The sequence below is a fragment of the Pseudomonas sp. RIT357 genome (assembly GCF_000632245.1).
Lineage (GTDB): Bacteria > Pseudomonadota > Gammaproteobacteria > Pseudomonadales > Pseudomonadaceae > Aquipseudomonas > Aquipseudomonas sivasensis.
The window spans coordinates 322,177-347,640 of sequence record NZ_JFYX01000023.1 but is presented as its reverse complement, the minus strand read 5'-3'; the positions used below and the strand labels follow the sequence as shown (position 1 = coordinate 347,640).

At 61.7% G+C, this 25,464-nt stretch carries 21 protein-coding genes and 2 pseudogenes; 8 read left to right on the top strand and 15 right to left on the bottom strand.

Annotation, left to right across the window (positions count from 1 at the left end; all coding sequences use genetic code 11):
• Nucleotides 1–6 precede the first annotated feature (6 nt).
• The 5 genes from atuD (at nucleotide 7) to BW43_RS11025 (ending at nucleotide 5,295) form a co-directional block, all read left to right on the top strand.
• The gene (gene atuD / locus BW43_RS11005) at nucleotides 7–1,164 is read left to right on the top strand and encodes a citronellyl-CoA dehydrogenase (protein WP_032887952.1); all 1,158 of its coding nucleotides are present in this window, start codon (nucleotides 7–9) and stop codon (nucleotides 1,162–1,164) included.
• Nucleotides 1,161–1,922 carry an enoyl-CoA hydratase/isomerase family protein gene (locus BW43_RS11010; protein ID WP_032887950.1) on the top strand — a complete coding sequence of 254 codons (762 nt, stop codon included), beginning with the start codon at nucleotides 1,161–1,163 and terminating at the stop codon, nucleotides 1,920–1,922. The genes atuD and BW43_RS11010 overlap by 4 nt, the downstream gene beginning before the upstream one ends.
• A gap of 524 nt (nucleotides 1,923–2,446) precedes the next feature.
• Complete coding sequence (locus tag BW43_RS11015) at nucleotides 2,447–4,330, top strand: acetyl/propionyl/methylcrotonyl-CoA carboxylase subunit alpha (RefSeq protein ID WP_032887948.1); 1,884 nt, start codon at nucleotides 2,447–2,449, stop codon at nucleotides 4,328–4,330.
• 73 nt (nucleotides 4,331–4,403) lie between these two features.
• The gene (locus BW43_RS11020; RefSeq protein ID WP_032887946.1) at nucleotides 4,404–4,946 is read left to right on the top strand and encodes an exonuclease domain-containing protein; all 543 of its coding nucleotides are present in this window, start codon (nucleotides 4,404–4,406) and stop codon (nucleotides 4,944–4,946) included.
• Between the two features lie 64 nt (nucleotides 4,947–5,010).
• Entirely contained in the window at nucleotides 5,011–5,295 is a 285-nt protein-coding gene (locus BW43_RS11025) for a pyrimidine/purine nucleoside phosphorylase (protein WP_032887944.1), read from the top strand.
• A 65-nt stretch (nucleotides 5,296–5,360) separates the two neighbouring features.
• Here the strand turns inward: BW43_RS11025 and BW43_RS11030 are convergent, their stop codons facing one another.
• A complete protein-coding gene (locus BW43_RS11030; protein WP_032887942.1) occupies nucleotides 5,361–6,167 on the bottom strand; it encodes an MOSC domain-containing protein in 807 nt (268 codons plus the stop codon).
• A 39-nt stretch (nucleotides 6,168–6,206) separates the two neighbouring features.
• Nucleotides 6,207–7,142 carry a chemotaxis protein CheV gene (locus tag BW43_RS11035; protein WP_032887940.1) on the bottom strand — a complete coding sequence of 312 codons (936 nt, stop codon included), beginning with the start codon at nucleotides 7,140–7,142 and terminating at the stop codon, nucleotides 6,207–6,209.
• Between the two features lie 553 nt (nucleotides 7,143–7,695).
• Here BW43_RS11035 and BW43_RS11040 point away from each other — a divergent pair.
• From BW43_RS11040 to BW43_RS11050, 3 genes are all read left to right on the top strand, one after another.
• Nucleotides 7,696–8,145, top strand: coding sequence for a hypothetical protein (locus BW43_RS11040; RefSeq protein WP_177326444.1), 450 nt, complete (start codon nucleotides 7,696–7,698; stop codon nucleotides 8,143–8,145).
• 356 nt (nucleotides 8,146–8,501) lie between these two features.
• Nucleotides 8,502–9,395, top strand: a complete 894-nt coding sequence (locus BW43_RS11045; RefSeq protein WP_032887939.1) for a sensor histidine kinase — start codon at nucleotides 8,502–8,504, stop codon at nucleotides 9,393–9,395.
• On the top strand, nucleotides 9,392–10,051 hold the full coding sequence (locus BW43_RS11050; RefSeq protein ID WP_032887937.1) for a response regulator transcription factor: 660 nt from the start codon (nucleotides 9,392–9,394) through the stop codon (nucleotides 10,049–10,051). The genes BW43_RS11045 and BW43_RS11050 overlap by 4 nt, the downstream gene beginning before the upstream one ends.
• Here the strand turns inward: BW43_RS11050 and yegS are convergent.
• The 13 genes and pseudogenes from yegS to BW43_RS11110 all read right to left on the bottom strand — a co-directional run bounded on the left by yegS (nucleotide 10,010) and on the right by BW43_RS11110 (nucleotide 25,429).
• On the bottom strand, nucleotides 10,010–10,927 hold the full coding sequence (gene yegS, locus BW43_RS11055) for a lipid kinase YegS (RefSeq protein WP_032887935.1): 918 nt from the start codon (nucleotides 10,925–10,927) through the stop codon (nucleotides 10,010–10,012). The two genes, BW43_RS11050 and yegS, sit on opposite strands and share 42 nt — an antisense overlap.
• A 92-nt stretch (nucleotides 10,928–11,019) precedes the next feature.
• Nucleotides 11,020–11,565 (bottom strand): hypothetical protein, encoded by a 546-nt coding sequence (locus tag BW43_RS11060; RefSeq protein WP_032887934.1) that lies wholly within the window; start codon nucleotides 11,563–11,565, stop codon nucleotides 11,020–11,022.
• A 33-nt stretch (nucleotides 11,566–11,598) separates the two neighbouring features.
• On the bottom strand, nucleotides 11,599–11,925 hold the full coding sequence (locus tag BW43_RS11065) for a hypothetical protein (RefSeq protein ID WP_032887932.1): 327 nt from the start codon (nucleotides 11,923–11,925) through the stop codon (nucleotides 11,599–11,601).
• 24 nt (nucleotides 11,926–11,949) lie between these two features.
• Nucleotides 11,950–12,258: a hypothetical protein gene (locus tag BW43_RS29305; RefSeq protein WP_032887930.1), complete on the bottom strand. Its 309-nt coding sequence runs from the start codon at nucleotides 12,256–12,258 to the stop codon at nucleotides 11,950–11,952.
• A gap of 59 nt (nucleotides 12,259–12,317) precedes the next feature.
• Nucleotides 12,318–12,629 carry a hypothetical protein gene (locus BW43_RS11075; protein ID WP_032887929.1) on the bottom strand — a complete coding sequence of 104 codons (312 nt, stop codon included), beginning with the start codon at nucleotides 12,627–12,629 and terminating at the stop codon, nucleotides 12,318–12,320.
• An 11-nt stretch (nucleotides 12,630–12,640) separates the two neighbouring features.
• Nucleotides 12,641–15,262, bottom strand: a pseudogene (locus BW43_RS29605) (hemagglutinin repeat-containing protein); the annotation flags it as partial.
• Between the two features lie 39 nt (nucleotides 15,263–15,301).
• Nucleotides 15,302–20,392, bottom strand: a pseudogene (locus BW43_RS11080) (filamentous hemagglutinin N-terminal domain-containing protein); the annotation flags it as partial.
• A 24-nt stretch (nucleotides 20,393–20,416) separates the two neighbouring features.
• Nucleotides 20,417–20,938: a toxin-activating lysine-acyltransferase gene (locus tag BW43_RS11085; protein WP_032887925.1), complete on the bottom strand. Its 522-nt coding sequence runs from the start codon at nucleotides 20,936–20,938 to the stop codon at nucleotides 20,417–20,419.
• Nucleotides 20,939–20,949: 11 nt separating this feature from the next.
• The gene (locus BW43_RS11090; protein ID WP_032887923.1) at nucleotides 20,950–22,617 is read right to left on the bottom strand and encodes a ShlB/FhaC/HecB family hemolysin secretion/activation protein; all 1,668 of its coding nucleotides are present in this window, start codon (nucleotides 22,615–22,617) and stop codon (nucleotides 20,950–20,952) included.
• 267 nt (nucleotides 22,618–22,884) lie between these two features.
• Nucleotides 22,885–23,277: a DUF2802 domain-containing protein gene (locus BW43_RS11095; RefSeq protein ID WP_032887921.1), complete on the bottom strand. Its 393-nt coding sequence runs from the start codon at nucleotides 23,275–23,277 to the stop codon at nucleotides 22,885–22,887.
• Nucleotides 23,278–23,760, bottom strand: a complete 483-nt coding sequence (locus BW43_RS11100; protein WP_032887919.1) for a chemotaxis protein CheW — start codon at nucleotides 23,758–23,760, stop codon at nucleotides 23,278–23,280.
• Between the two features lie 80 nt (nucleotides 23,761–23,840).
• Entirely contained in the window at nucleotides 23,841–24,641 is an 801-nt protein-coding gene (locus tag BW43_RS11105) for a CheW domain-containing protein (RefSeq protein ID WP_032887917.1), read from the bottom strand.
• Complete coding sequence (locus BW43_RS11110; RefSeq protein ID WP_032887915.1) at nucleotides 24,641–25,429, bottom strand: ParA family protein; 789 nt, start codon at nucleotides 25,427–25,429, stop codon at nucleotides 24,641–24,643. Before BW43_RS11110 ends, BW43_RS11105 begins: the two co-directional genes overlap by 1 nt.
• Between the last annotated feature and the right edge of the window lie 35 nt (nucleotides 25,430–25,464).

Sequence of the window (25,464 nt, the reverse complement as noted above, 5' to 3'; positions counted from 1 at the left end):
AGAACAATGATCTTCACCCAGGAACATCAGGAACTGCGCCGCACCGTCCGCGCCTTCGTCGATCGCGAGATCAACCCCTACGTGGACGAATGGGAAAAAGCCGGGCGCTTTCCCATCCACGCGATCTTGCGCAAGGCCGGCGACCTCGGGCTGCTGGGCATTTCCAAACCCGAACAATTCGGCGGCATGGGCCTGGACTACAGCTACTCGATCGTCGCCGCCGAAGAATTCGGCACCATTCGCTGCGGCGGCATTCCCATGTCCATCGGCGTGCAGACCGATATGTGCACCCCCGCCCTCGCCCGCTTCGGCTGCGATGCACTGCGCGACGAATTCCTGCGCCCGGCCATCAGCGGCGAGCAAGTCGGTTGCATCGGCGTCTCGGAAACCGGCGCCGGCTCCGACGTGGCCGGGCTCAAGACCTACGCGCGCAAGGACGGCGATGACTACGTGATCAACGGCAGCAAAATGTGGATCACCAACTCGCCCAGCGCGGACTTCATGTGCCTGCTGGCCAACACCTCGGACGACAAGCCGCACATCAACAAATCGCTGATCATGCTGCCGATGAACACCCCCGGCATCAGCGTCAGCCCGCCCCTGGAAAAACTCGGCATGCACAGCTCCGAGACCGCCCAGGTGTTCTTCGACAACGTACGCATCCCCCAGCGCAACCGTATCGGCCACGAAGGCGCGGGCTTCATGATGCAGATGCTGCAATTCCAGGAAGAACGCCTGTTCGGCGCAGCCAATATGATCAAGGGCCTGGAGTACTGCATCGACAGCACCATCGAGTACTGCAAGGAACGCCAGACCTTCGGCAAAGCGCTGATCGACAACCAGGTGATCCACTTTCGCCTGGCCGAACTGGCCACCGAAATCGAATGCCTGCGGGCGCTGGTTTACCAGGCCACCGAGCAATACATCAAAGGCCAGGACGTGACCCGCCTGGCCTCCATGGCCAAACTCAAGGCCGGACGCCTGGGCCGTGAAGTCAGCGACAGTTGCCTGCAATACTGGGGCGGCATGGGTTTTATGTGGGACAACCCCGTAGCCCGTGCTTATCGCGATGTGCGTCTGGTATCGATTGGCGGCGGTGCCGACGAAATCATGCTGGGCATCATCTGCAAATTGATGGGCACGCTACCGGGGAAAAAACCATGAGCACCTTGCTGCTGGAGCCCCATAACGGCGTGCTGCACATCACCCTCAATCGGCCCGAATGCCGCAACGCCATGAGCCTGGAGATGGTCAACGAACTGCGAGCGGTAGTGGCCCAACTCGACGACCAAGTCCGCGCGGTGGTTCTGAGCGGCGCCGGCGGGCATTTCTGCGCGGGAGCCGACGTGAAGGACTTGGTCAGCGCAGGCGATCAATTGCAGGCGCTGAACCGGGCCTTTGGCACGTTGCTGCAAGAGGTTGAAGCCGTGTCGCAAGTGGTCATCGTGGTGCTGCAAGGCGCGGTGCTCGGCGGCGGGTTTGGCTTGGCCTGTGTGAGCGACATCGCGATTGCCGATCACCAGGCGCAGTTCGGTTTGCCGGAGACCAGCCTGGGGTTGCTGCCGGCGCAGATTGCGCCGTTTGTGGTCAAGCGGATCGGCCTGACCCAGGCGCGGAGACTGGCACTGACCGCCGCGCGATTTGATGGGCAGGAAGCTGAACGGCTGGGGCTGGTGCACTTCACCGAGCGCGATCCGCAGGCGTTGGCGGAGCGTTTGGATGAAGTCCTGGGGCAGGTGCTGCGCTGCGCACCAGGCGCCAACGCGCGCACCAAGGCGTTGTTGTTGGCCAGCGTGGATGAGCCGATTGGGGTTGTGTTGGATCGCGGGGCGCAGTGGTTTGCCGAGGCGGTCAGCGGGGCGGAGGGGGTTGAGGGGACTCGGGCTTTTTTGCAGAGGCGTCGGCCTGAGTGGGCTCGTTGATTGGGGGTATATCCGTTATTTGGGTAACGGCTGCCTATGGTTTGGCCCTTACGGCGACTCACTTTGGAAGAGCCGGAAGGCCAGCCCAGCCAAACACAAGCAAAAGGCTCTTGTCCCAACACTCGGCACCTCGCCCAGGCTCGGTGTGCGGCCAGCGTGTTTAACGGGGCGCCTGAGATCAAGATCAAAAGACCGCTGACTTCGTCAGCAAAAAGGATGTAAGGGTCAGATCAAAAGCAGGTCAAAAGCAGGGTGAGACCTATCTGATAGGTGGAGATCCAAATGTGGGAGGGGGCTTGCTCCCGATGGCGGTGTATCAGCCAACAGATGTGTAACTGAACCACTGCTATCGGGAGCAAGCCCCCTCCCACATTCGAACTGCGATCGCCCAGTCAAACAAGCTGGCACACCGAGCCTCGGCCGGGTACCGAGTGTTGGGGCGAAGGCCACCCTTTGTAAGCGCGGAACCATAGATTGCCGTTACCGAAGAAACGGATATGTACTCAGTCCCAGGGAAAACACCTATGCCGCAGTTCAACAAGATCCTGATCGCCAACCGCGGTGAAATCGCCTGCCGCATCCAGCGCACCGCCCAAGCCCTGGGCTACCGCACCGTAGCTGTCTACAGCGACGCCGACGCCAATGCCGCGCACGTCCAAATGGCCGACGAATCCGTCCACATTGGCCCGCCCCCCGTGCAGCAGTCGTACCTCAACATCCCTGCCATCCTTCAAGCGGCCAAGTGCACAGGCGCCGACGCTATCCATCCCGGCTACGGTTTCCTCTCCGAAAACCCCGAGTTCGCCAACGCCTGCATCGCCGCCGGCATCACCTTTATCGGCCCCAGCCCCGAAGCCATCGAACTGATGGGCAGCAAGCGCCTCTCCAAACTCGCCATGCTGAAAGCCGAAGTGCCTTGCATCGCCGGCTACCAGGGCAGCGCCCAGGACGACACCACCCTGCAACACCAGGCCGACCGCATCGGCTACCCGTTGATGATCAAGGCCAGCGCCGGCGGCGGTGGCCGAGGCATGCGCCTGGTGCACAAACCCGAGCACTTGCTGGAACAACTGCGCACCGCCCGCTCCGAAGCGCAGAACGCCTTCGGCAGTGACGAACTGATCCTCGAACAGGCACTGATCGACCCGCGTCACGTCGAAATCCAACTGTTCGGCGACAGCCACGGCAATCTGATCTACCTCGGCGAACGCGACTGCTCGATCCAGCGTCGCCACCAAAAAATCATCGAAGAAGCGCCCTGCCCCGTCATGACCCCGGAACTGCGCCAGGCCATGGGCGAGGCGGCGCTCAAGGCCGGGCGCGCGGTGAATTACGTCGGCGCCGGCACCGTGGAATTTCTGCTCGACCGCAACGGTCAGTTCTACTTCCTGGAAATGAACACGCGCCTGCAAGTGGAGCACCCGGTCACCGAGTTGATCACCGGCCTGGACTTGGTGGCCTGGCAACTGCTGGTCGCCGCCGGCCACCCACTGCCATTGAGCCAAAAAGAGGTGACCCTGAGCGGCCATGCCATGGAAGTGCGCCTGTACGCCGAAGACCCGACCCAAGGCTTCCTGCCGCAAACCGGTGAGGTGCTGCGCTGGGAGCCGGCCGCAGGCGTACGTATTGACCATGGCGTCAGCGAAGGCCAAACAATCAGCCCGTTCTATGACGCCATGCAAGCCAAGATCATCGCCCACGGCGCCACCCGCGAAGAGGCGAGGCGCAAGCTGCTGCGCGCCGTGGAAGACACCGTGCTGCTGGGCGTCAATACCAACCAGCAACTGCTGGCCGATCTGCTCAAGCAACCGGACTTTATCGACGGCCATTTCAGCACCGGGTTTATCGCCGAGCACTTTCGCGAAATCCCGGCGCCCGCCGCGTCAAAAGAACAGCTTGCCCTGGCCGCCGCGCTGTTTTATCACCACAGCGCCGACCAGCACGCCCTGGGTCTGGCGGGATGGCGCAATAACGCAAGCATCCCCTGGACATACCGCCTGGAGGTCAACGGCGACCTTCAAACGGTCACCGTTGACGACCTGCAACTCAGCACCGACGGCCGCTACGCCACGCGCGTGCTCAACGGGATCCGGCGCCGTATCGCTTACCACCTCGACGGCGACCAGTTACGGCTACCTGGCCTGACCGTGACCAACCGCACCCAACAGGTCGCCAGCCGCCAGGCCGACGCCAGCAGCGGCACGGTCAAGGCGCCGATGGATGGCGCCATTGTCGATGTGCGGGTCCGTGCAGGTGAGCGTGTCGGCAAAGGCCAACTGCTGCTGGTGCTTGAAGCCATGAAAATGGAGCACCCGCTCACGGCGGGCATCGACGGTGTGATCAAGGCCGTGCAGGTAATGGCAGGCGATCAGGTGCGCAATCGGCAGGTATTGCTGGAGATCGAATAGTCCCTAGGCGGAACTACAGGGCCGGGCTACGCTCTATCCCCATCAGGAAGGGACGAGTACGGGAACCTGCACAATGCCTCATTGGCTGATTATTGACCTTGAAGCCACAACGGATGAAGGCGGCTGGCCCGTGACGGAGATGGAAGTCATCGAGATCGGCGCGAGCCTGGTTAACCGCCAGGGCCGCGAACTGGACCACTTCCAGCGCTTTGTGCGGCCATTGCGGCGCCCATTGCTGACGCCCTTTTGCCGCCAGCTGACCCATATCACCCAGGCCAATATCGACACCGCCGCGCCCATCACCGAAGTGTGGCCGCTGTTCGAACGCTGGCTGGGCCAGCATCAACCGCGCCTGGAAGGCTGGGCGAGTTGGGGTGACTATGACCGTGCGCAGCTTGAGCTCGAATGGCAGCGCAACAGCCTGGTGAGTGCTCTCGCCAAGACACCCCATGTGAACCTCAAGCAGCGCTTCGCCAAGGCCCGGCGCCTGGACAAGCCCTTGGGCCTCAATGGCGCCCTTCAATTGGCGGGAATGCAGTTCCATGGCCAGCAACATCGGGCGCTGGAAGATGCACGCAATACCGCGCGCCTGTTGCCGCTGATTTTACCGGTCTAGGCAGCTCCCCTGCCCTTGGGCATACTGGCCGACCTTTCCAGACCCTTTTTCCGAGGATTCGCCCATGTTCAAAGTCAACGAGTACTTCGACGGCACCGTCAAGTCGATCGCTTTCGGCACCGCAGAAGGTCCGGCGACCATCGGCGTGATGGCCCCGGGTGAATACGAATTCGGCACCGCCCAGCGTGAAATCATGCACGTAGTCTCCGGCGCCCTGACCGTTAAACTGCCTGACGCCAGCGAGTGGGAAACCTTCGCCGCCGGCAGCCAGTTCCACGTACCGGCCAACAGCAAGTTCCAACTGAAGGTCGCCGTGGATACTGCTTACCTGTGCGAGTACCGCGGCTAAGCATTCGCCCGGTCAAAAAAATGCCCGTCTCGTGGGAGACGGGCATTTTTTATGGGCGCCGAAGGCTATTCGAGAATGGTCACTGGCATGCCCACTTCCAGGCGTCCATTACCATCGTTGACCAGGTTCTGGCCGAACATCGCGCCGTCTTCCGTCTTGCGATAAGCCTCCAACGTGACAAACGGTTCACGGTCGGCGCTGCGTTCACCGGTTTGCGGGTCGATGGTGGTGAGAATGCAACGTGAGCAGGGTTTCACGGCGCGAAACTCCACATCACCAATGCGCAGACGCTTCCAGCCATCTTCCGCGAAAGCTTCGCCGCCCTCGATCACGAGGTTCGGGCGAAAGCGGAGCATCTCCATGGGGCGGCCGATTTTTTGCGAGAGGTCGTCGAGCGACGCTTGCCCGATCAGCAGCAACGGATAACCATCGGCAAACGCCACCTGATCATCATCACGCCCGAAACCGGCCTGGGTGGTGCGGGCGCGGTCCAAGGGCATCTGCACCAGCCGTGTCGGCTTGCCGATAAAGTCGCTGACCCAGGCGGCAGCTTCATCACCGGCGTCCGGTACGCGCAAGGTGTCGCGCCAGATGGTCACGCCGCGCAACTCGGCGTCGCTGCCGGGCAGCGCCACGTCCAGCGGCGCATAGCCAGGCGAACTCAAGGTCAGGCCGCCCGTGCGGTTCCACAGCGCAGAGAGTTGGCTCATCTTCGCCACCGCCCGCTGCGTGAGGAAACGCCCGCTGGCCTCGTCCACCAGCATCCAGCGTCGATCCCCATTCAACCCGAGTTTATCCAGGCCGATGTGCTGCAAGGTTTCGGCCTTGCCGGACTTCAAGGGGTAACGGTACAACGCGCTGAGACGAAGCATGGGCCTGCATTCCTGAGGGGCAAAGATGCAACCCTAAGGTCAAGCGGTGGCTTCGTCCAGCATCAGTCGCTGGCGCACCACATCCACCAGTTTGTCGGGCTGGAATTTGGACAGGAAGTTGTCGCACCCAACCTTCTTCACCATCGAGTCGTTGAAGCTGCCCGACAGCGAGGTGTGCAGCACCACGTAGAGCTTGCGCAGGCGTGGATCGTTGCGAATTTCGGTGGTGAGGCGGTAGCCGTCCATCTCGGGCATTTCGGCGTCGGTGAAGATCATCAGGAGCTTGTCGGTCATTACGTGGCCGGCGTCGGCCCAGGCCTTGAGCATGTTCAGTGCCTTGAGGCCGTCGCTGGCGATGTGCATCTTCACACCCAGTTGACCCAAGGTGTCGCGCAGTTGCGACAGGGCGACGTTGGAGTCGTCCACCAGCAGCACTTCGCGGCCACGGGCACGTTCCAACACCGGGTCTTCAAGTTTTTCACGGGAAACTTTGGCGTTATAGGGCACGATCTCGGCGAGGACTTTTTCCACATCGATGATCTCCACCAGTTGGTCATCGACCTTGCTGATGGCGGTCAGGTAGTGCTGACGCCCGGCGCTGGTCGGCGGCGGCAGGATGGATTCCCAGTTCATGTTGACGATACGGTCCACACCACCCACCAGGAACGCCTGTACCGAGCGGTTGTACTCGGTGACGATGATAGTGCTGTTCGGGCCCGGTACCAGTGGGCGCATGCCGATGGCCTGGGACAGGTCAATCACCGGCAAGGTCTGGCCACGCAGGTTGACCACGCCGCACACGAAGGGGTGACGCTGAGGCATCAGGGTCAGCTTGGGCAGTTGCAGGACTTCCTGCACCTTGAACACGTTGATTGCGAACAGTTGCCGCCCGGCCAGGCGAAACATGAGGATCTCCAGGCGATTCTCACCCACCAGTTGCGTGCGTTGGTCTACTGTGTCGAGAATGCCGGCCATCAAAAGCTCCTGGTGTGCGCAGCTAGATGCGCGAAGGGATTGTGCAATTCATTACTGCTGTTATCGGCGGCGAAAGCCAGACCTTGACCCCCTGCTAAAATGCCACGTAAATTCATTGATGTCACACTGACATCATGCTCTACTGCATGAACCTCTCCAGACAGCGGTACATCGGCGTTGCCGGACATTCAAAGCGATGTAAAGTTCCGCCATGTAAGGGATTCCCCTATAAGCAATCAGGCCCAACCTGATATTCGCTTTATCTAATAGTCATTAATGTGACGCCATTCTCATTGCATGAATGGAGTCAGGCTTTGTTTGCCATCCCAAGCCCTCGTTCCACGGGTCTACCAGACACTCACGTCGCGGCAACTGAAGGTGTGCAATTGAGCCCGCTCACGAGGGCCGCGCGCAGCCGTCGCCATCATTCAAATAAACGTCCTACTGAACGCTCAGAAGCAACCTACAGACTCCAGTTATCTTTCAGCAGTAGTTTTACGCCACTCACCCAATGCGACCTCTCATCACCCCACCTTATGTTGTGGAGACTTGCATGATGAACGACGGTAACGAGTGGCAACTTGCACTTCCCGAATTCCTGCACGAGGCTGAAAACCTGCTGGCCAAGTCGGAAGAGTGCCTGAGTCACCTGCATCTGATTCGCAACGACAGCGACGCCATAGACTGCATGAAAGCCAGCCTGATCAAGCTCGCCGAAAAAGCCGATTGCCTCGCCCTGCAGGCGATCAGCGAATTTTCGCGGCATATCCAATACGTGATCGCCAACGCCGAAAACCCGTTGCAGCTGCATGATCAGGCCCTGAGCGCCCTGGAAGACTGCCTGAGACTGCTGGCCTGGCAACTGGAGCTTATCGATGCAAAGACAGGCCTATTGGCACTGGATGAATCGGAACAAACCTCATTGATTGCTACGGTCACACTGCAAATCCCACAAAAGGATTTCAGATATAAACCGCAGCAGCGTTTACACCCCTCGTCCTGAGCGGTTATGAGGTCGTAAATAACGCGCAGTTTTCTAAAAACGACAGGTTTATAACCAACCCATTGAAACTGAATGGCGCACGCGTAGATATCAATTAGCCATAACCTCTACATTCCTGTTGAAGTAATACATCCCCCCTTCATTAACTTTGGGACTATCGTCCCTGAATATTTGCGCGCTTAGATAATCCCGCCAGACAGGCGCCTGGCGACCGAAGGTAAGAGTAGTGGTACTATCACCCCCTCAAAGTGATTGAATTTATTAACTTTGAAAACGATTCAATAACGTATCTCAAACAGCGCCCGGTCAGTGTCGACCGGTCTTCCCGCAGCGAACCTTTATTGGCTCCATCCGCTATGCATGCCAGCCTCAAGACATTCATCGCAAGGTCCGCGTCCCGCAGCAATGCACGCCGTTTGATCCTCACGCTATGCCTTGGCTCACTACTGCTGAGCCTGTGGGCCTACGCCCATTCCGCAACGCTGCCGCTGATGGTACTGCTGCTCAACCTGGCCACCTTATTAGTGGTAGGCCTGCAACAGTGGTACTCGCGCAAATCCATCAAGTTCCAGCCCCAGGAATTGGCCGATCGCCTGCTGCAAGTGCAGGAAAACGAACGCCACCGCCTCAGCCGCGAACTGCATGACGACATCGGGCAACTGCTGACCGCCGCCAAGCTGCAAAGCGAATGGCTCAAGCGCCGTATGCCGGATGAGCTGCAAACCCAGTGCAACGTCTTGTGCAATACCTTGAACGAGACCCTGGCCAAGGTGCGCGACGTCTCTGCCATCCTCAACCCCCGACAGCTCGCCAGCCTGGGCCTGGAAGCCAGCCTGCGCGCGCACCTGCTCAAGACCCTGGAAAACACCCCGGTGCACTGGAGCCTGGAATGCCAGCAACGGCTGACCGGCATCCCGGAAGAAATGGCCGTGGCGGCCTTTCGCATCACCCAGGAAGCCGTCACCAACATGCTGCGCCACGCCCAGGCACACAACCTGCTGGTGCGCCTGCAACGTCTACCCGAAGGCCTGTCGCTGAGCATTTGTGATGACGGCCAGGGTTTTTTGCCCGCCATCAATCCCAGCCTGGAAGGCCAGCGGGGCATGGCGGGCATGTCCGAGCGGGTTGATCAGCTTGGCGGCACATTGTCCGTGAGCAGCCAGCCAGGCAACGGGACGCGCATCGAAGCGCTCTTCCCCTGGGCGCCCCGCGCCCTCGAACGGGCCAGCGCCCCTAAGGTTATCGAGTGACCTGCACATTACTTCTGGTGGACGATCATGCCCTGATCAGGGCAGGCGTGCGTGCGCTGATCCAGGATATTCCCGGCTACACGGTGACGGGCGAAGCCAGCGATGGCGCCCAGTTGCTGGAGCAGTTCAATCGCTTGTTGCCGGACATTGTGCTGCTGGACCTGTCGATGAAGCACACCGGCGGCCTCGACGCTTTAAAGCAACTCAAGAGTGCGCACCCCAAGAGCAAGGTGCTGATCCTGTCGATGCACACCGACCCGGAGTTGATCATGCGCGCGCTGCAAGCCGGTGCCCATGGCTACCTGCTCAAGGACACTACCGCCAATGAGCTGGAACACGCGCTGCAAGCCTTGCGCAACAACGAGCGCTACCTGAGCCCGGCGATCGCCCACACCGTGATCAACCAGGCGCTGGTGCGCAGCCAGGGGCCGATCACGCCCGCCGGTCAAAGCCATAACCTCACGGCACGCCAACTGGAGATCCTGCGCCTGATCGTGCGCGGCAAATCCACCCGTGAGATCGCCCACGGCCTGGGCCTGAGCATCAAGACCGTAGAGGCCCACCGTTCGCAAATCATGAAGCGTCTGCAGATATTTGATGTGGCAGGCCTGGTGTTATTCGCTGTGCGCGAGCAGATCATCAGCCTGGACGACTAGGGGCGAATCCACCGGCAAATGCACGCGAAGCGCTTTGGGCAACGCCTCGAAGTGCAGGTCGTCACCTTCCAGCGGCTCGCCATCGAGGTTGATGTACAAGCCCTGCGCCACCTTGATATCGACCCACGGCAGGCGCGCCCGAACGAACATGTTGTCGATCCCACCGTCGCTCACCAGATTGAGCAGCGTGCCGACCACTTCCTGAGGCGCCGGCAGAATGCTGACGTCGAGCAAACCATCATCGGCCAATGCGCCGGGGCACAGTATGTGCCCCCCGCCCGCCTGGCGGCCGTTGCCGATGCCCAGCGCCAGCAACTCGCCCTTCCAGTGAAAGTCCGGTCCTTCCAGCTCACCGTAGGCGGCCTTCAACTCGCTGAAGCGCGTCAGGCCGGTAAACAGATAAGCAGCGCCGCCGAGGACTTTCTTCAAATCTTCGGAGGTATTGGCCGTGACCTGGCTACCAAAGCCGCCAGTGGCCATGTTCAGGAAAATCTGCCCGCCGACCTGGCCGAGGTCGATTGCCCTAGGGGGCACATCCAGCAATGCCAGGGCCTGGGCAGGCTCCAACGGCACGCCGGCAGCCTTGGCAAAATCATTGGCGGTGCCCAGCGGCATCAGCACCAGGCTGGCGTCGCTCTTGGCCTGGGCCATGGCTTCGGCCACGTCGCGCAAGGTGCCGTCGCCGCCGCCGGCAATGATGTGGGTGTAACCGCCGTCCACAGCCTCCTTGACCAGCCGTTGAGCGTCACCGCCCTCCCACGTCACCCGCACCGCCAGCTCCAAACCCAACTCGCGCCGGGCCAGCACGGCCGCGCGTACGTCCTCGTTGAGGGCTTGCTTGCCGTGAAGGATCAACAGTGCCTTGGGGGTGGTCATGGGGGGCGTACTCCTGGAGTCAATGGTGCTTGAAGGATGTTGACCTTTGAGGAGTAGGAAAAAGTCATTAAGGTCGAAAAATAATTGGCTCGCTAGAAATTATCCATCGCGTTGCACATCGACACCTTGCCCTTGGGCGCAGGCTCCACCTCGACCCATTGCTTACCGCCCGGCGGCAGCTCGTGCAGCTGGAACGAACAGCTCGCATAGATGGACGCCTGCACCATGTAGTCCATCCCCGGCCGAGGCACAAAGGTCATGGTGCTGGAGCATTGCCGGGAATACTGCAGTTTCCCCAAGTAATGAAACGCGATCGGGGTGTTCGCCGGCACCACCAACTCCGACGATACCGCAGCCGCCCACGAGTAAATCGGCCCAGGCATGCCCAGGCTCTCGCCGTTGTGATCGGGGAAGCCCGCTTTCGTCGACGCCATCACCCCAGCGCCCGGTACATTCCAGTCCAGGCAATCACGCCCCGGCACCGCGCGCACCAGACCATCGGTGATCAACCGCACACGGGCAGTCTCGCCAGACGTTGGTGCGACGTAGCCGGTGGACAAGGAACGGATATTCGCCACTTGGCCGCAGCCTGTCAGCAGCACCAGCAACGCCACGGGAACCCCACGTAAAACGCTCATCAGCAGTCAACTCGCAAAGGAATAAAGGGCTGTTTACGGCTGACGGCAATTCTGGCTGACCGACAACTGCGGTGCGGGCTCGTACTTCACCTGCTGCAAGCCATCGGCGCCCTGAAAGATGAAGTACTTGATGCGGCAGTCCTTGAACATCGACGAGTAACCCTCCGCCCGGAAGCCTTCGCCATCGACCTGCTTGGTCACGGCGTTGTTGCGGCTGACCACCGCGAGCACCTGTGCATAGCTCTGGCCCATCCTCACCCCCGGCTCGCCGGTGACCGTCATCGACGAGGCGCAACCGCCCAACCCTGTCGCCGCCAATGCCAGCGCGACGCCGTACAGTCCATTGCGTAAATCGTTCATTCCTTGCTTCCTTTTAGGGATGGGTTACCGACGGCCTTCGCACACCGGTGATTCGCCGATACGGCCAAGCTTGCACATGTCCAAGTTATCTTTGCGTGTGAAGCCCGCATCTTTCATGCAGTAGAAGCTCCTAAGCCGCTCATCGATTGAGCCGCCGCCCGTGCCCGCCACATTCTCGTACCCGCACGCGAGCATACTGCTCTTGACGCCCTCTACAGAGACCCCACTCTTTTGCCAATAGACAAAATCAGGCGGCGGCGGCTGAAAACCCCTGCCTGTGCAGCCGACCAGCAGTACAGCGCAAACACTCAACAGCAGCCCGCTCCTGGACATAGGGGTGTTCCTTAAGGTTTGCGTAAATCGTTCATTCCCTGCGACCTTTCAGTGATCGATTAACGGCGGCCTTCGCACACCGGTGATTCACCAATGCGGCCTTCTTTGCACAGGTCAATGTTATCTGTGCGCTTGAAACCCGAGTCTTTCATGCAATAAAACTGTGTGAGTACCTGGTCAATAGGCGTTGTGTCCCCCGTGCCTGTCAGGTTGATATACCCGCAAGCTCTCATCGCACTCTTGACGCCTTCTTGGGAGACCCCACTTTTTTTCCAGTTGGTGAATTCCGGCGGCGGCGGTTGAAAGCCCCTCCCCGTGCAGCCGGTCAGTAACACAGCGCCAATAGTCAACAGCAACGTACTTCTCAACATAACGTTCTTCCTTATTCTCCGGCGCGCTTAAAGTGTGGAACGCCATCGGTTGAATCTTTCCAGAAGGGCTTGCAGGCGGGCCCTCCATTGCCGTAGCAGTTGTGCACTGTCTTATCGCCGCCAAGCACTTTCAGCCATTCCCATACACGCACGCTGCCGTCCGGGACCGTACCGCCCGTAGCGGGGTTGAACCCTACGAGCGGCAAGCGCGCAACCGGATCGAGATTGTGATTCTGGTAGCGCAGCTCCATCGCCTCGCGCTGTGATTCGGAGCTCACCCCTGAACGACTCTGTAAGACCCCTAACAACGAGTCGGCCTTCTGCACGCTGTAGGCAGCACCGAAGAAGTTCATCGACGTTTTGCCGAGAATGCCCACGTTGGCCGGATCACGGGCCAGCGACTCCATGGCGCTGCCAGTGGTCAACGTGCCCCGGCTGTGACCATCGATGTGCAACCCGCTCTGGCCGAACTGCGTCATGTAGTCTTTGGTTTGCACCGTTGCATTGGACAACCCCCAGAAATCATTCTCCAGATTCTTCTGATAAGCAGCGATCATCAGCTCGGAAGTGAAGTTGTTGGCTTGCTCGAAGTGGATCAAGTATTGCGGCCCGCTATCAGCCGAACTGTGCTGCTCGGCGTATTTGGCCGCAGCGTCGGCATCATTGAAAATGCCGTTGTTGGCGATATGCACTTTGCCGTCCGGCCCTTTCTTGAGGTTCATTTTCTCTTCGTCGCTCAGTTCGCGACGTTGAACTTTGCCCTCCTTGTCCTTCGAGACCTCATACACCCGCGCCTTCTCGATAAAGATCTTGCGATACGCCTCATCAGCCAGCAGCGAGACCTGATGATAGAACTCACGCTTGATCTCCTGCTCAGCCGCGACCTTGCGCCCCATTTCCGCCACATCCAACCGTCCCACGGCGACATGGGCGGCCTCGGTGTTGCGGTTCAGGTTGGCAATTGTCTGGTCAACCGTCATGCCGCCAACCACACGCTGGCGCTCGGCATTGGTGATCACCAAGGTGCCGGCGCTGATCGCGCTGCGGGTGTCGCTGTCGGCGGAGTCGGAGTCCGAGCCGTTGTTGATGCTGTTGGCGAGCAGCGCCTTGGCCGTGCCCAGTTTGCCGTCGAGCATGTCCGAACTCAGGTCGACGCCTGAAGTTTTGGCGCTGGCTTCGGACACGTTGTGGATGTCGGACACCGTCAGCGTGCCGGTGGTCAGGCTGTTTTTTCCGTCGGCAATGGCCTTGTCGGAACTGGCGATCACGCCACCCTTGAGGTCGGTATTGCCGCGCACGTTGATGTCGAAACCACCGTCGCCGGCACGTATGCCCGATTGTTCGATCACGCTGGCAAAGTTGGACTTCTGCTTGGCGTTGGTGGAGCTGAAACTAGCGGTCGCCGCACCGGCACAGACCGGCGGGATACAGATGCTGATCCCAGCGCTCATGCTCTTCTGCTCGGACGCGAAGGTGCTGGTGTCCTGCAGGCTCTCGACATTCAGGTCGCCGCCGATATCGGCCTTGACCGTCTCACCCGACACCACCGCACCACGCAGGGTGGTGTCCTTACCGGAAATCAGACTGACCTCTTTGCCGGCAGTCACGTGGGTATTGCTCCACACCAAGTCATTGCCATCGGCATTGCCACGGCTCTGAGAGGCGGACGCGTTGAAGCTCAGACCGTTTTTCTCGCTACCAAACGAGATGCCGATGCCAAGGCTGCCGTTGACGCTTTTGTTGGTGCTGTGTTGCTCGATGGTGTTCTGCGCACCCGCCAGCAGGATGTTGCCGTCAGCTTTCAACAACGCATTGTTGCCCGCCGTGATCTCACTGCCCTGCACGGTCAGGTTGTTGTTGCGCGTGCCGCCCGAGGACACGATCGTCACATCCCCTCCCGCCGCGACCGTCGAAGCGGCTGCGGTGTTGCTGGTCTGCTCGCTTTTGCTCTCGCTCTTGTTCATGCCCAGGGCAATGCTCAAGTTGATACCGCCCGCCGCCGCCGGGTCAGCCATGACCTGAGTGTGCGCATCGCTGGCGGCCCACACAGTACTCAGCGCCGCCAAAGTTTTCATACGTTTGTCATCGGTACGTTCAGCGGCTTTGTTCATGCGCTGGCCGGTCTGTACCGCACTCACGATCGGGTTGGTCAGGGTCAGGCTCACGCCGGTCTGCTTGAAGCGCTGCTCCTGCTGCTGCGCACTGAGGTTGCGCGCTTCGAGGATATTGACCTCGGACGCGTCGATCGACACATCGCCATTGGGCGCGTTCACATTGCTGCCCACCTGACGGTATTCGCCGCCGGCGCTGATCAGCACGTTGCCGTCGGTTGCGCCAATGTTGCTCGCGGCCGCCGTAGTCTGCTGACTACTGTCTTTATTGGTCTGTTGCTTGGAACCAACGGTGACGGCAATGGCGCCGCCGCTGAACATCCCGCTGGTCTTCACGTCCTTCATGTGTTTTTCGTCAAGTTGCTCGGTGGCTGCCAATACCTTGATGTCGTTGCCCGCCGCCAGCACCGTGCCCGATGTGGAAACCACGTTGCTACCCGTAATCGTGATGTTGTTGCCGGCCTGCATCACCGCCTGCTCGCCACTGAAGGTCGAGGCCTGTGCGGTGGTCTGGCTGACCGTGTCGCGGGTGGTGGTGGTCTTGCTCGAAAACATCCCGTTGCTGCCCTTGACCTTGTGCGCTTCGTCGGCGCTGTTGAAGCGCTCGCCGGCCTCGACATTGATGTCGCGCACCGCACTCACAGCAACAGCCCCCGCGTCGCTGTTGACCATCGCCCCGCGCACCTGCACGTCACGCCCGGCGCCCACGCGAACATCGCCGTTGGCCTGCACCGAACTGCCGACTTCATTGCGTCCGGCTTCCTTGCGCCAGTTGTCGCCATCCCACTGGTTGGACTGGGTGTAGGACTCTTTCACTGTAGTCAGGGTGATGTCGTTGCCCGCCACCAGCGACGTCTTGCCGCCGACGCCGGTGTTGCTCACTTGCGCGGCTTGCAGGTTGATATCGTTGCCGGCGGTGGCAATCAGGTTCGCCGCCGGTGCCGACACGTACAACCCCGCCACCCGCGACAAGCCGGTGCGGGTGCCCTGATCGCTCTCGCTGTCGGTGGTGACCGAGCGCACATTGATGTCGTTGCCGGCGCTCAGGGCCAGACGGCTGTTGGCGCTGATCAGGCCGCCGATGTTGTTGATGTCCTGGCTGGCGGTCAGGGCCACGTCGTTGCCCTGGATACGGCCGCCGAGGTTGTCGAGGTTCTGCACGCTGATGTTCACGCCATCGCGCCCGGACAGGCTGCCGGAGTTCACCAGATCACCGCGCACATCAAGGTTCAACGTGCGCCCGGCCATCAGTGCGCCGGAGCCATCCAGATCGCCTTCGCGAACCCGCACATAGACTTGCGGCACGAGCACCTGACGGACTTCACCGCTCGCCAGCGTGACGTCCTTGGACACCAGCCAGACGATGTCGCTGGTCAACTGCGCCATTTGTTCGGCGGTCAGGGCGACACCAGGAATCAGTTTCCACTGATCCGCCAGGGTCACGGCGCTGTCGATCATGCCGCGATACTGTTCCTCATCACTGGCGTAGCCGTCGAGAAAGCGCCGGCCGGTGAGTTGCGCGATTTGCTCACGGATCAGCTTCTGTTCGTAGAAGCCGTCGCCGAGACGCTGCTGCGTGGCCGCCGGGTCGAGGTTCAGGCGCCCGAGCATGTAGTCCGAAGACAACCACTTGCGGTAGTTAGCGAAGCGCGGGTCGGTCTCCACCAGATAACCGGCGGTGCTGTTCGGGTTGGTCTGGAACAGGCTGCTGTTGGGCAGGTCGGGGTTGAAACCACCCGTGCGGATCTGCTCCACCGCGCCTGCCGCGTCCAGTTGGGTCAGTGCCTTCACTTCACTGATCGGGCTCACGGCGTGGGTGCGGCCAGCGCCCGCCAGCTCACCGGTACCCGCAGTGCTGTCGGTAACGTTGGCCAGAACCAGCGCGCCAACCTGGGTGCCGCTGCCGTTGATGGCCGCGTACTCGGTGTACACCGTGGGTTTAAGGGAGATCTGCTCGATCAGCGGCGCCGGCGTATAACCGGTCAGGCCGACGCCCTGGCGGTCACGGCCCTTGCGCTGGATGCGATAGTAATTGGCCACGCTGCCGTTGTCGGCCGTGACCCGTTCGCCGGTCACTTCGGTGTTGATCACTTGGCCGATGCTGCCGTTGAGCGCCTGCCCGGCAATGATCCGGCTCTTGTCGTTGAGCACCTGGTCGGCGATCAACGTGAGGTTGCCACCGGCAAGCATCTGCGCAGGGTCGGAACTGACAATTTGCGTCTCGGTGACGCTGCGCGTGTAGTCATAGCGGTTCCAGCGCGTGCCGTAGCCTTCCGGCGTGACCAGGTGCAGCACCTCGTCGTTGTACAGCGAGATCTGGTCCGGCGTGTAACGGTTGGTCGAGCCCGACAGCAGGTACTCCTGCAGCACTTGGTTGGACACCAGCACGCGGTCGGTGGCGAAGTGTTCGTTGGTGTTGTTGATCTGCTTGGCGTTGACGCTCAGATGGCCCAGCGCTTCGACGGTGGCGCTCGCATTGTTGAGCACCTGTGCCTGGCCGCTGGCCTGGTCGTTGGCGTCAAGCAAGCCGCCGATCACCGTATCGCCGGCGCTGAAGATCAGTCCGTGCTCACGGTTGTTGATGACCTGAGCGCCGATATCCAGGCGGTTGCGTGCCGCGATGGTCGCCGCCGTTGCGCCTTCGAGGATGTTGTTGAGCGTACCGGCGGTGATCGACAAATGATCACCGTAGAGGCGCCCGGTACCGAGGTTGTTCAGGGTCGCAGCACTGAGGCGGGTCGTCTCGCCGTCGACCACGCCACGGTTGTCGAATTGGTTGACCGCGTTGGCCTGCACACGCCGCCCACTGATCACGCCGTTGGCACCGTTGTCGATAGCGCCGGCATCCACGCGCACCAGCGCGCCGGACTGCACCGCCCCCTGGTTGGTCATCGTGCCGCCGGTCTGCAGCGACAGGTCGCCGTTGCTCTGCACCAGGCCGCTGTTGATGAAGTTTTGAGTCAACCGGAAGGTCAGGTCGCCAAGGCTTTGGACCTTGCCGGCGCCGCTGTAATTGGCACTGTCGAGCAACACGGACTGGCCCCCAATCAGCGTGCCCGCGCCGTTGTTGATGGCCAGGCTTTTCTGCGCCGGGTTGCGATCGGCCAGGGTCAGCACGCTGCCCGCCGAAAGGATGCCCGCGTCGTTGTCCACGCTGCCGCTGCCCTTCACGTTCAGCGTGGTGTCGGACACGATTGAGCCAGCGCGGTTGGTCAGCGTATCGGTGTCGAGATCGACGCTCTGGCCCTTGATGCCCTGGTTCGCGCCCTGGGTCGCGCTGTTGTCCACGCTCGCGGCGGTCAGCAACAGATGCCCGTCGGCGCGCAACAAGCCCGCCTGGTTGCTCAGTTGCTGGGCGTTGATGTCCAGGGTGCGCGCGCTGCCGATAAAGCCTTGGTCGTTGAACACTTGACCGGCGCGCACGGTGACGTCGCGCTGGCCGAGGATGCCGCCGGTGCTGCCGGAATTGCGGTTGCTCAGCTGTTGGCCGTGGGTATCCACGCGCAGGTCCGACTTGGCCTGCATGATGCCGCCGTCGTTGATCAACGCGCCGCTGTCGACGCTCAGCGTGTCGCTGGCGTTGACGGTGCCTGCACTGTTGTCGAGTTGCTGGCCCTGGGTATTGAGCAGCAGTTGCGCGCCGGTGATCACCCCACCTTGGTTGTTCAGGCCGAGTGCATTGAGGGTCAGCGCCTTGGCTGCCTCCAGACGCCCGCCAAGGTTGTCGAGCACGCTGGTGTCGCTGTTGAGGATCAGGTCGGCGGCCACCGAACCGAGGGTACCGCCCTGGTTCTGCAGGCTGTCGGCCTTGACCGTCAAGGTTTGCGTGGCCGCGACGGTGCCATTGGCGTTGTTCAACTGCGCGGCCTTGATCCCCAGCGCGCCGCCGGCAGTGATCTGCCCGCTGCTGTTGTCCAGGGTGCCGCCGTTGAGGGTCAATTGCGCGGCGGTGACCAGCTTGCCCTTCTGATTGTTCAGGTGCTGGCGCGCGGTGACGGATAAGTCGCCAAGGCCACCCGACTGCACCAGGCCATCCGCGTTGTTCAGGGTGTCAGCGCTGACGACGAGGGCGCCACCGCTGGACAGCGTACCGCCACTGTTGTCGAGGCTGCGCGCGACGGTCATTTGCATACCGTTGCTGCCGGTCTGCACCCACTTGCCGCCGACGTTGGACAGGTCCAGCGCGGTCACGCTGATCTGTGCCGCGCCTACCTGTGCGGCATCGCTGAGCACGCTCTGGTTAGCGTCGGCCGTGAGGGCGCGGCCGGCGGTGACGCGGCTGCGACGCAAGTCGAGATTGCCGGCGGTGCTGGTCAACTCAACGGTCTGGGCGGACGTCTGGCTGTCACTCAGGTCGACCTGGGCGGCGCTGGCCTTGAGGGTCTGCGCGGCGAGGTTCTGGCCTTTGGCGGTCAAGGTGCCAGCCGAGGTCAGCGTCAGCGAACCGCTGCTGCCGAGCTTGCCGGTACTGTCCACGCCCGCGGCCAATGCGGAACCTGCGTGGCTGCGAATCGCCGAATTGGCGCCGGTGGCGGTCAGCGCGGCATTGCCCTGGGCGGACACGATGCCACGGTTGTCGATATCACCAGCGGTGTGCACGGCCAGGTTGCCTTGGGCGTACAGCGTGCCGTCGTTGTCGATGCCCTTGTCGGCGCGGGCGGTCAAATCGGTGGCGCTGCTGATCTGGCCGTGGTTTTCGATCCGGCCGTCGGTGCCGATCACCACTTCACCGGCGCTGGAGCCGATCTGCCCGGCATTGCGCACGCCCACGCCTGCGCCATTGCCGACCAAGGTGATCTTGCCCGCGTACATGCCGCCCAACTGCGCCACGTCGATGGCGACGGTTGGCGTGTCGGTCGGTGTCGCGCCGGTGGCGCCGGCCTTGATGGTCAAGTCTTTGGACCAGATGCCCGCGTTCACCTCAACGGTGCGCGCGATGATTTCGGTGTAGTCGGCGCGGCTGGTGTCCATGCCTTCGCCGCCGATGCTGACCTTGCCGCCCGAGACTTCATAGCCGCTGATCAGGCCGTTCTCGAACTGCGCGCGCCCGGTGGTCAGGGTCGCGCGGTCGGCGTTGATAAACCCGCAGCCTTCACAGGTGATGCCCGACGGGTTGGCAATTACCACCTGCGCCTTGGAGCCCCCCACTTCGACAAAGCCGCGCAACTGGCTAGGGTTGCTCGAATTGACCTCGTTGAGAATCACCCGTGCGCTGCCATTGGCCAGGTTGCGGTTGCCTTCGATCCACCCGCCCAGTTGAGTCTGGCTGTTGGTCACGCCGTTGTTGAGGATCACCCCGCGCTTGTCCACGTCGAACTGGGTGTAGGTGTTGCGCGACACGCCCGCGCCGCTTGGCCGGGTGATATCCACCACCGTGGTGCCGTTGCCGGCGGCGCCGATGGTCGGGCGCTGGCCCGCCGGTGCGGAGCCATCGACCACCACCTGCGCTTGTACCGGCGCCGCCAGCGCGACCCAGCCCATGCCCAGCATCAGCGCAAACCGCAGCGGCGTGAGCGTGGCAACCGCCGTACCCGGGCGCGCTACGGCGCCGGTCGTGCCGGGAGCCTTGCACGCGCTCTTGACGTTTTCGGCCACCACCATCAGCAGGCCGCGAGCCTGGTTGAAAACAATTCGATACAGATGCTTATTCATGCAAGTCCTTTGCGCGGTGGCTGATCAGAGCGCGTCGCTGGGTAACGGGTGAGTGGCAAACCAGGCTTGCGCCTCCAGGTCCAGGACGGCGATACCCTGGAAATTCATGACGCGCAGTCCGCGCTCATCGCCTCGGTGGTACAGCGAACGGAAGATCCGCCCGGGCCACAGCCGCCGTCGCAACAGGCCGCTGACTCGTCGGGTATGCCCGAACGGCGCGACCCAGTCGTTGATCCACAGGCGGTCGCCGCTGTCCCAGTCCGCGGCAGGCAGGCAGACGGCTGGTTCGCGCAGGTAGCGCGCCTCGGCCTCGGCACTGAGGTTGAGCCACGACAGGAAAAACACCGGGCGCCCCGCTTCGCTGATCAGGATGAACTGACGGCGCTTGATCGCCGGCAGCAACAGGGTCGACAGGCTGTGCAATGGCGCATCGCGATGCGCCGCCGAGTGCATCCACAACCACACCGCCGAACCCAGCACCTGGGCTTCGTCGATGGGACTGTCGGGCCCCGTGGGCGCGAGCACTTCGAGGGTGTCATCCGACATGCTGGTCTCCTTCAAAATGACCAGTTGGCGCTGAAGCCACTGGTCACGTCGGCGGTCTGGAAACCCTTGGGTTTTTCCAGAGGTTTGCCGGTGTAGATGTCATAGGAAAACTGCTTGTAGCCGCCGCGCAGGCCTACCACCGCACCGGCCAGGCGGCGACCCAGCAAGTACTCGGTGGAATGCCCGCCAACCTGGCCGTAATCCACGCCCAGATAGAGCTCCTGACCGGTGTTGCCCAGGCTCAGGCCGAGGTCGTTGCTGAAGGTCCAGCCGCGTTCCGCCGACAGAATCTGCTCGCCATCAAAGCCGCGCACGGTGTAGCGCCCACCGATTGAAAAGCGGTCCTGGGGAATCAGCGGCGTGCGGTTCCATTGCCCGCGCCAGCCGCCGATGTAACGCAGCTTCTGCTGGCCGACGCTGAACGGCACTTGCAATTGCGCGTTGGCGGTAATGATCTGCGAGCGCGACGTGCCTTCGCCGTTTTCTTCCTCGGGCGCGCGCAAGGCATCGCGCGCACCGGTGCCACGGCGATAGCCGACGCCAAGGTCGAGGGTGTTCGCACCGATAAATTCACGGTGATTGATCCCGGCCTGCCAACCGGCCATGCGCCGGCGCTGAAATTCGATTTCGGTGTCTTCGATGTAGTTGCTGGAGGTACGGCTCCAGCCACCGAGGGACACGGTGGTCTTGCGCACCGCGTCGCGATAGATCACGCGCGACAGCTGCACCTCATTGGTCCGGCTGCGGCCGCTGTAGGAATACGCCTGGTTCACCCCGGCGATCGTCTGGTGGTAGTCGTATTCGCTGGAGGTCAGGCTCAACTGCCAATAGTCGTAGGGCACCGAGTAGTGAATGGTGTGGCCCTTGGACCCACGGTCGCCGCTTTCGCCGCCGCCGAGGTCGTGGTTGAAGCTGATGTAGAACAGGTCGTTGAGGGTCGCCAGGTTATCCAGCGACAGCGCGACGTTGCCCTGGTACTTGCCGGTCTGCTTGCTGCCGGAGTCGTCCACCGACAGGCTGACCCGCACGGGCACGGCCTGCTTCCAGGCGATCACCACATCGCTTTCACCTGGCTGCGCATCGGCGCCTTCGGCGGGGGTGATCTGTACGTCGGCTTCGGCGGTGGGCACGCGCTTGAAGTTTTCCAGCGCCTGTTCGATGTCGCGCAGGTTCAGCACATCGCCATCGGACGCGGGCATCGCATTCCAGTAGTTGGCGCGGGCCGAGGTGCCGGCGGCAAAACGGATGTGTTTGATCCGGCCGGGCACCACCACCAGCGACAGGGTGCCCTGATTCAAGTCCTGGGCCTGGGCCAGCACGCGGGTGGTAATGAAGCCTTTGGCGATGATCGCATTCTGGATGCGCTTCATAGTCAGGTTGATCCCGCGCGCGCCAACACAACGCCCTTGCACTGGATCATCGGACGGGTTGGCGGCACGCAGGGCCCACTGGAAATCCTCGGCCTGGTCGCCACTGAGCACCACGCGGTCGATCTTGAAGCACGGCGTTTCATCACGCGGCAGGCGCAGGCTGGCTTCGGTGTCTTGGGGCGCTTGCAGGCGAACGTCGGGCGACGGTTCCAGCTGCTCGCGTTGTGCACGCTCGCGCTGTTGCTGCTGGATCAATTGCTGGGCCGGCGCTTGCGGCTCGGCCGCAAACGCAGCCGCGCTGGCTAGCAAACCAACTGCAGTACAGGTGGAAACGCACGACTGCAGCAAAACTGATGGTTTTGTTCTAGATACAGCGACGAGAGACATTTCGCATCCTTGTGAGTGAAACTTCCTACATGCGCAGGCTTTGTCACCACAACGACACAAAAGTGCCCCAGCAAAACATGGCACTGTGACTTGATTCGCAAAAGCGGCCACTGCAGGCCGCCATGACTGTCACATTGCAACGCTCTAACTCAAGGGTTATAGCGGTTTTTCAGGTGTAAAAATTAATCCTCAGTTTTTGTGCAATTTGCTCATCAATTGCGCCTCAGCCTGAGTCAAACCGCAGGATTGGGTCAGTTCATCCACCGTCGCACCCATGCCCACCAGCTTCGCTGCCTGGGCAAACGACAGGCTCGCAGGGTCGCGCTGCTCAATCTGCGCCAGCTTGTCCGGCAACGGCGCGAGGATGGCGCGCAGTTCATGCACCTCATCCCCGACCCTCACCGCACTTTGCTGGAAGTGATCAACCCGCTTGACCAGCTCCAGAATGCGCCGGTCGCGCAGCGCATCGCGCTCGGCCTGTTGCATGGCCAATTCTCGCTGCTGGCGCACATAGCGCAGCATAAACGCCAGCGTCCCGGCCCACAGCAGGGCCAGGACAATCACTGCTGCTTCAAGGAACAATCAGATGTTCTCCAGATCCGACCACTCTTCTTCGCTCATCATCTTGTCCAGCTCAACCAGAATCAGCAGTTCGTTGTTCTTGTTGCACACGCCCTGAATGAACTTGGCTGATTCCTCGTTACCCACGTTCGGCGCGGTTTCCACTTCCGATTGGCGCAGGTAAACCACTTCGGCCACGCTATCGACCATGATCCCGACCACTTGCTTGTCGGCTTCGATGATGACGATACGGGTGTTGTCGCTGACTTCGACGGTATCCAGGCCAAAACGCTGGCGGGTGTCGATCACCGTCACCACGTTGCCGCGCAGGTTGATGATGCCCAGCACGTAGCTCGGCGCACCTGGAACCGGGGCGATCTCGGTGTAGCGCAGCACTTCCTGCACGCGCATCACGTTAATGCCGTAGGTTTCGTTGTCCAGTTTGAAGGTAACCCATTGCAGGATCGGATCATCCAAACCTTGTGCAGATGCTGACTTATTCATACCCATGACCCCTTCAAATGCCGTTACGAACGGCGTGTGTGCTTCGTCGACCGCACTTGCGTGCGGCCCTTATTGTTCAATCAACTGCGTATGTTCACGGGCATCGACTTGACGGCACCGCTGGCGATCAACTCGGCCAGTTCGGCGACGTCGAGCAACGCGCACATGTGTTCGATTACGGTGCCCGCCAGCCAAGGCCGCTGGCCCCGGTGGCTGCGCCATTTGATTTCGTTAGGGTCCAGGCGCAACGAGCGGCTGACTTGATGCACCGCCAGCCCCCACTCGTAACCCTGCACCGAGATCACGTATTGCAGGCCTTGGCGGAAGTCGTCGCGGTAGCGATCGGGCATCACCCAGCGCGCGGTGTCCAGCACCTTGAGATTACCGGCCTGGCTCGGCAGGATTCCGAGGAACCACTCCGGTTGCCCGAACAGCGGCGTCAGTTCCTGGCCGGCCAGGGAGTAGATCGAGCCCAGGCACACCAGCGGCACCGCAAGGGTCAAGCCGGCGACGTCGAACAGCAGGCATTCGAAAGGCTCCGCCGCCCAGGCCGGACGACCATCGCCGCTCACGGGCGGCGGCGTAATATTCGGTGGCAGGTGCACTTCCACCACGGGCTCGACCACCACCGGCGCGACGGGCATGACCACCGGGACGGCGACCGGCACGATCACCGGCGCGACGTAGGCATCACGCGCCTGCTCTTCCAATACGGCCAACTGGAACTCATCCAGGGTACTGGACGACGGTTCTTCTACCGCTGGCTCCAGCACCAGGATCGGTTCCGGCAATTCTTCTGCAGTGGCTTCCTGCAACAAGGCATCCAGGTAGGATTCCAGTGCCAGTTGCGGCCGGGTCTTGAGTTCGACTGGACGATTCATCACGCCACCTGCGCAACAAGCTGCTGGGACAGCAGGTGCTTGAGCAATGCGCGGTAGGCCAACACACCACGGCTTTTACCGTCGAACTGCGAAGGCGTCAGCCCGGCGCGGCTGGCATCGCGCAGGCGCGTGTCCACCGGGATGTAGCCGTTCCAGATGGTCTGCGGATAGGCGTCACGCAATACGCGCAACGTGCCCAGGGACGCCTGGGTACGGCGATCGAACAAGGTCGGCACGATGCTGTACGGCAGCGCCTGTTTACGCGAGCGGTTGATCATCGCCAGGGTGCTGACCATGCGTTCCAGGCCTTTGACCGCCAGGTGCTCGGTCTGCACCGGGATCACCAACTGCTGGCTGGCCGCCAAGGCATTGACCATGAGCACGCCGAGCAACGGCGGGCTGTCGATGATCGCGTAATCGAAGTCCTGCCACAGTTGCGCCAGGGTCTTGGCGATCACCAGGCCCAGGCCGCTCTGCCCCGGCGACTGGCGCTCAAGGGTGGCCAGCGCGGTGCTGGACGGCAGCAGGGAAATGCTCTCGTTACTGGTCGGCAGCAGCAGTTGGCCGGGCAAGTCGCTCGGCACGCTGCCCTTGTGCAGGAACAGGTCATAGTTGCTGTGCTCCAGCGCGTCCGGGTCGTAACCGAAATAGCTGGTCATCGAGCCGTGGGGGTCGAGGTCGACCACGACCACACGCTTGCCCGCCTCGGCCAGCAAGCCGGCTAAAGCGATGGAGGTGGTGGTCTTGCCGACTCCACCTTTTTGATTGGCAACTGCCCAGACTCTCATTCGGATGGTTCCTCCCGGTGGGCACGTGCGCGACC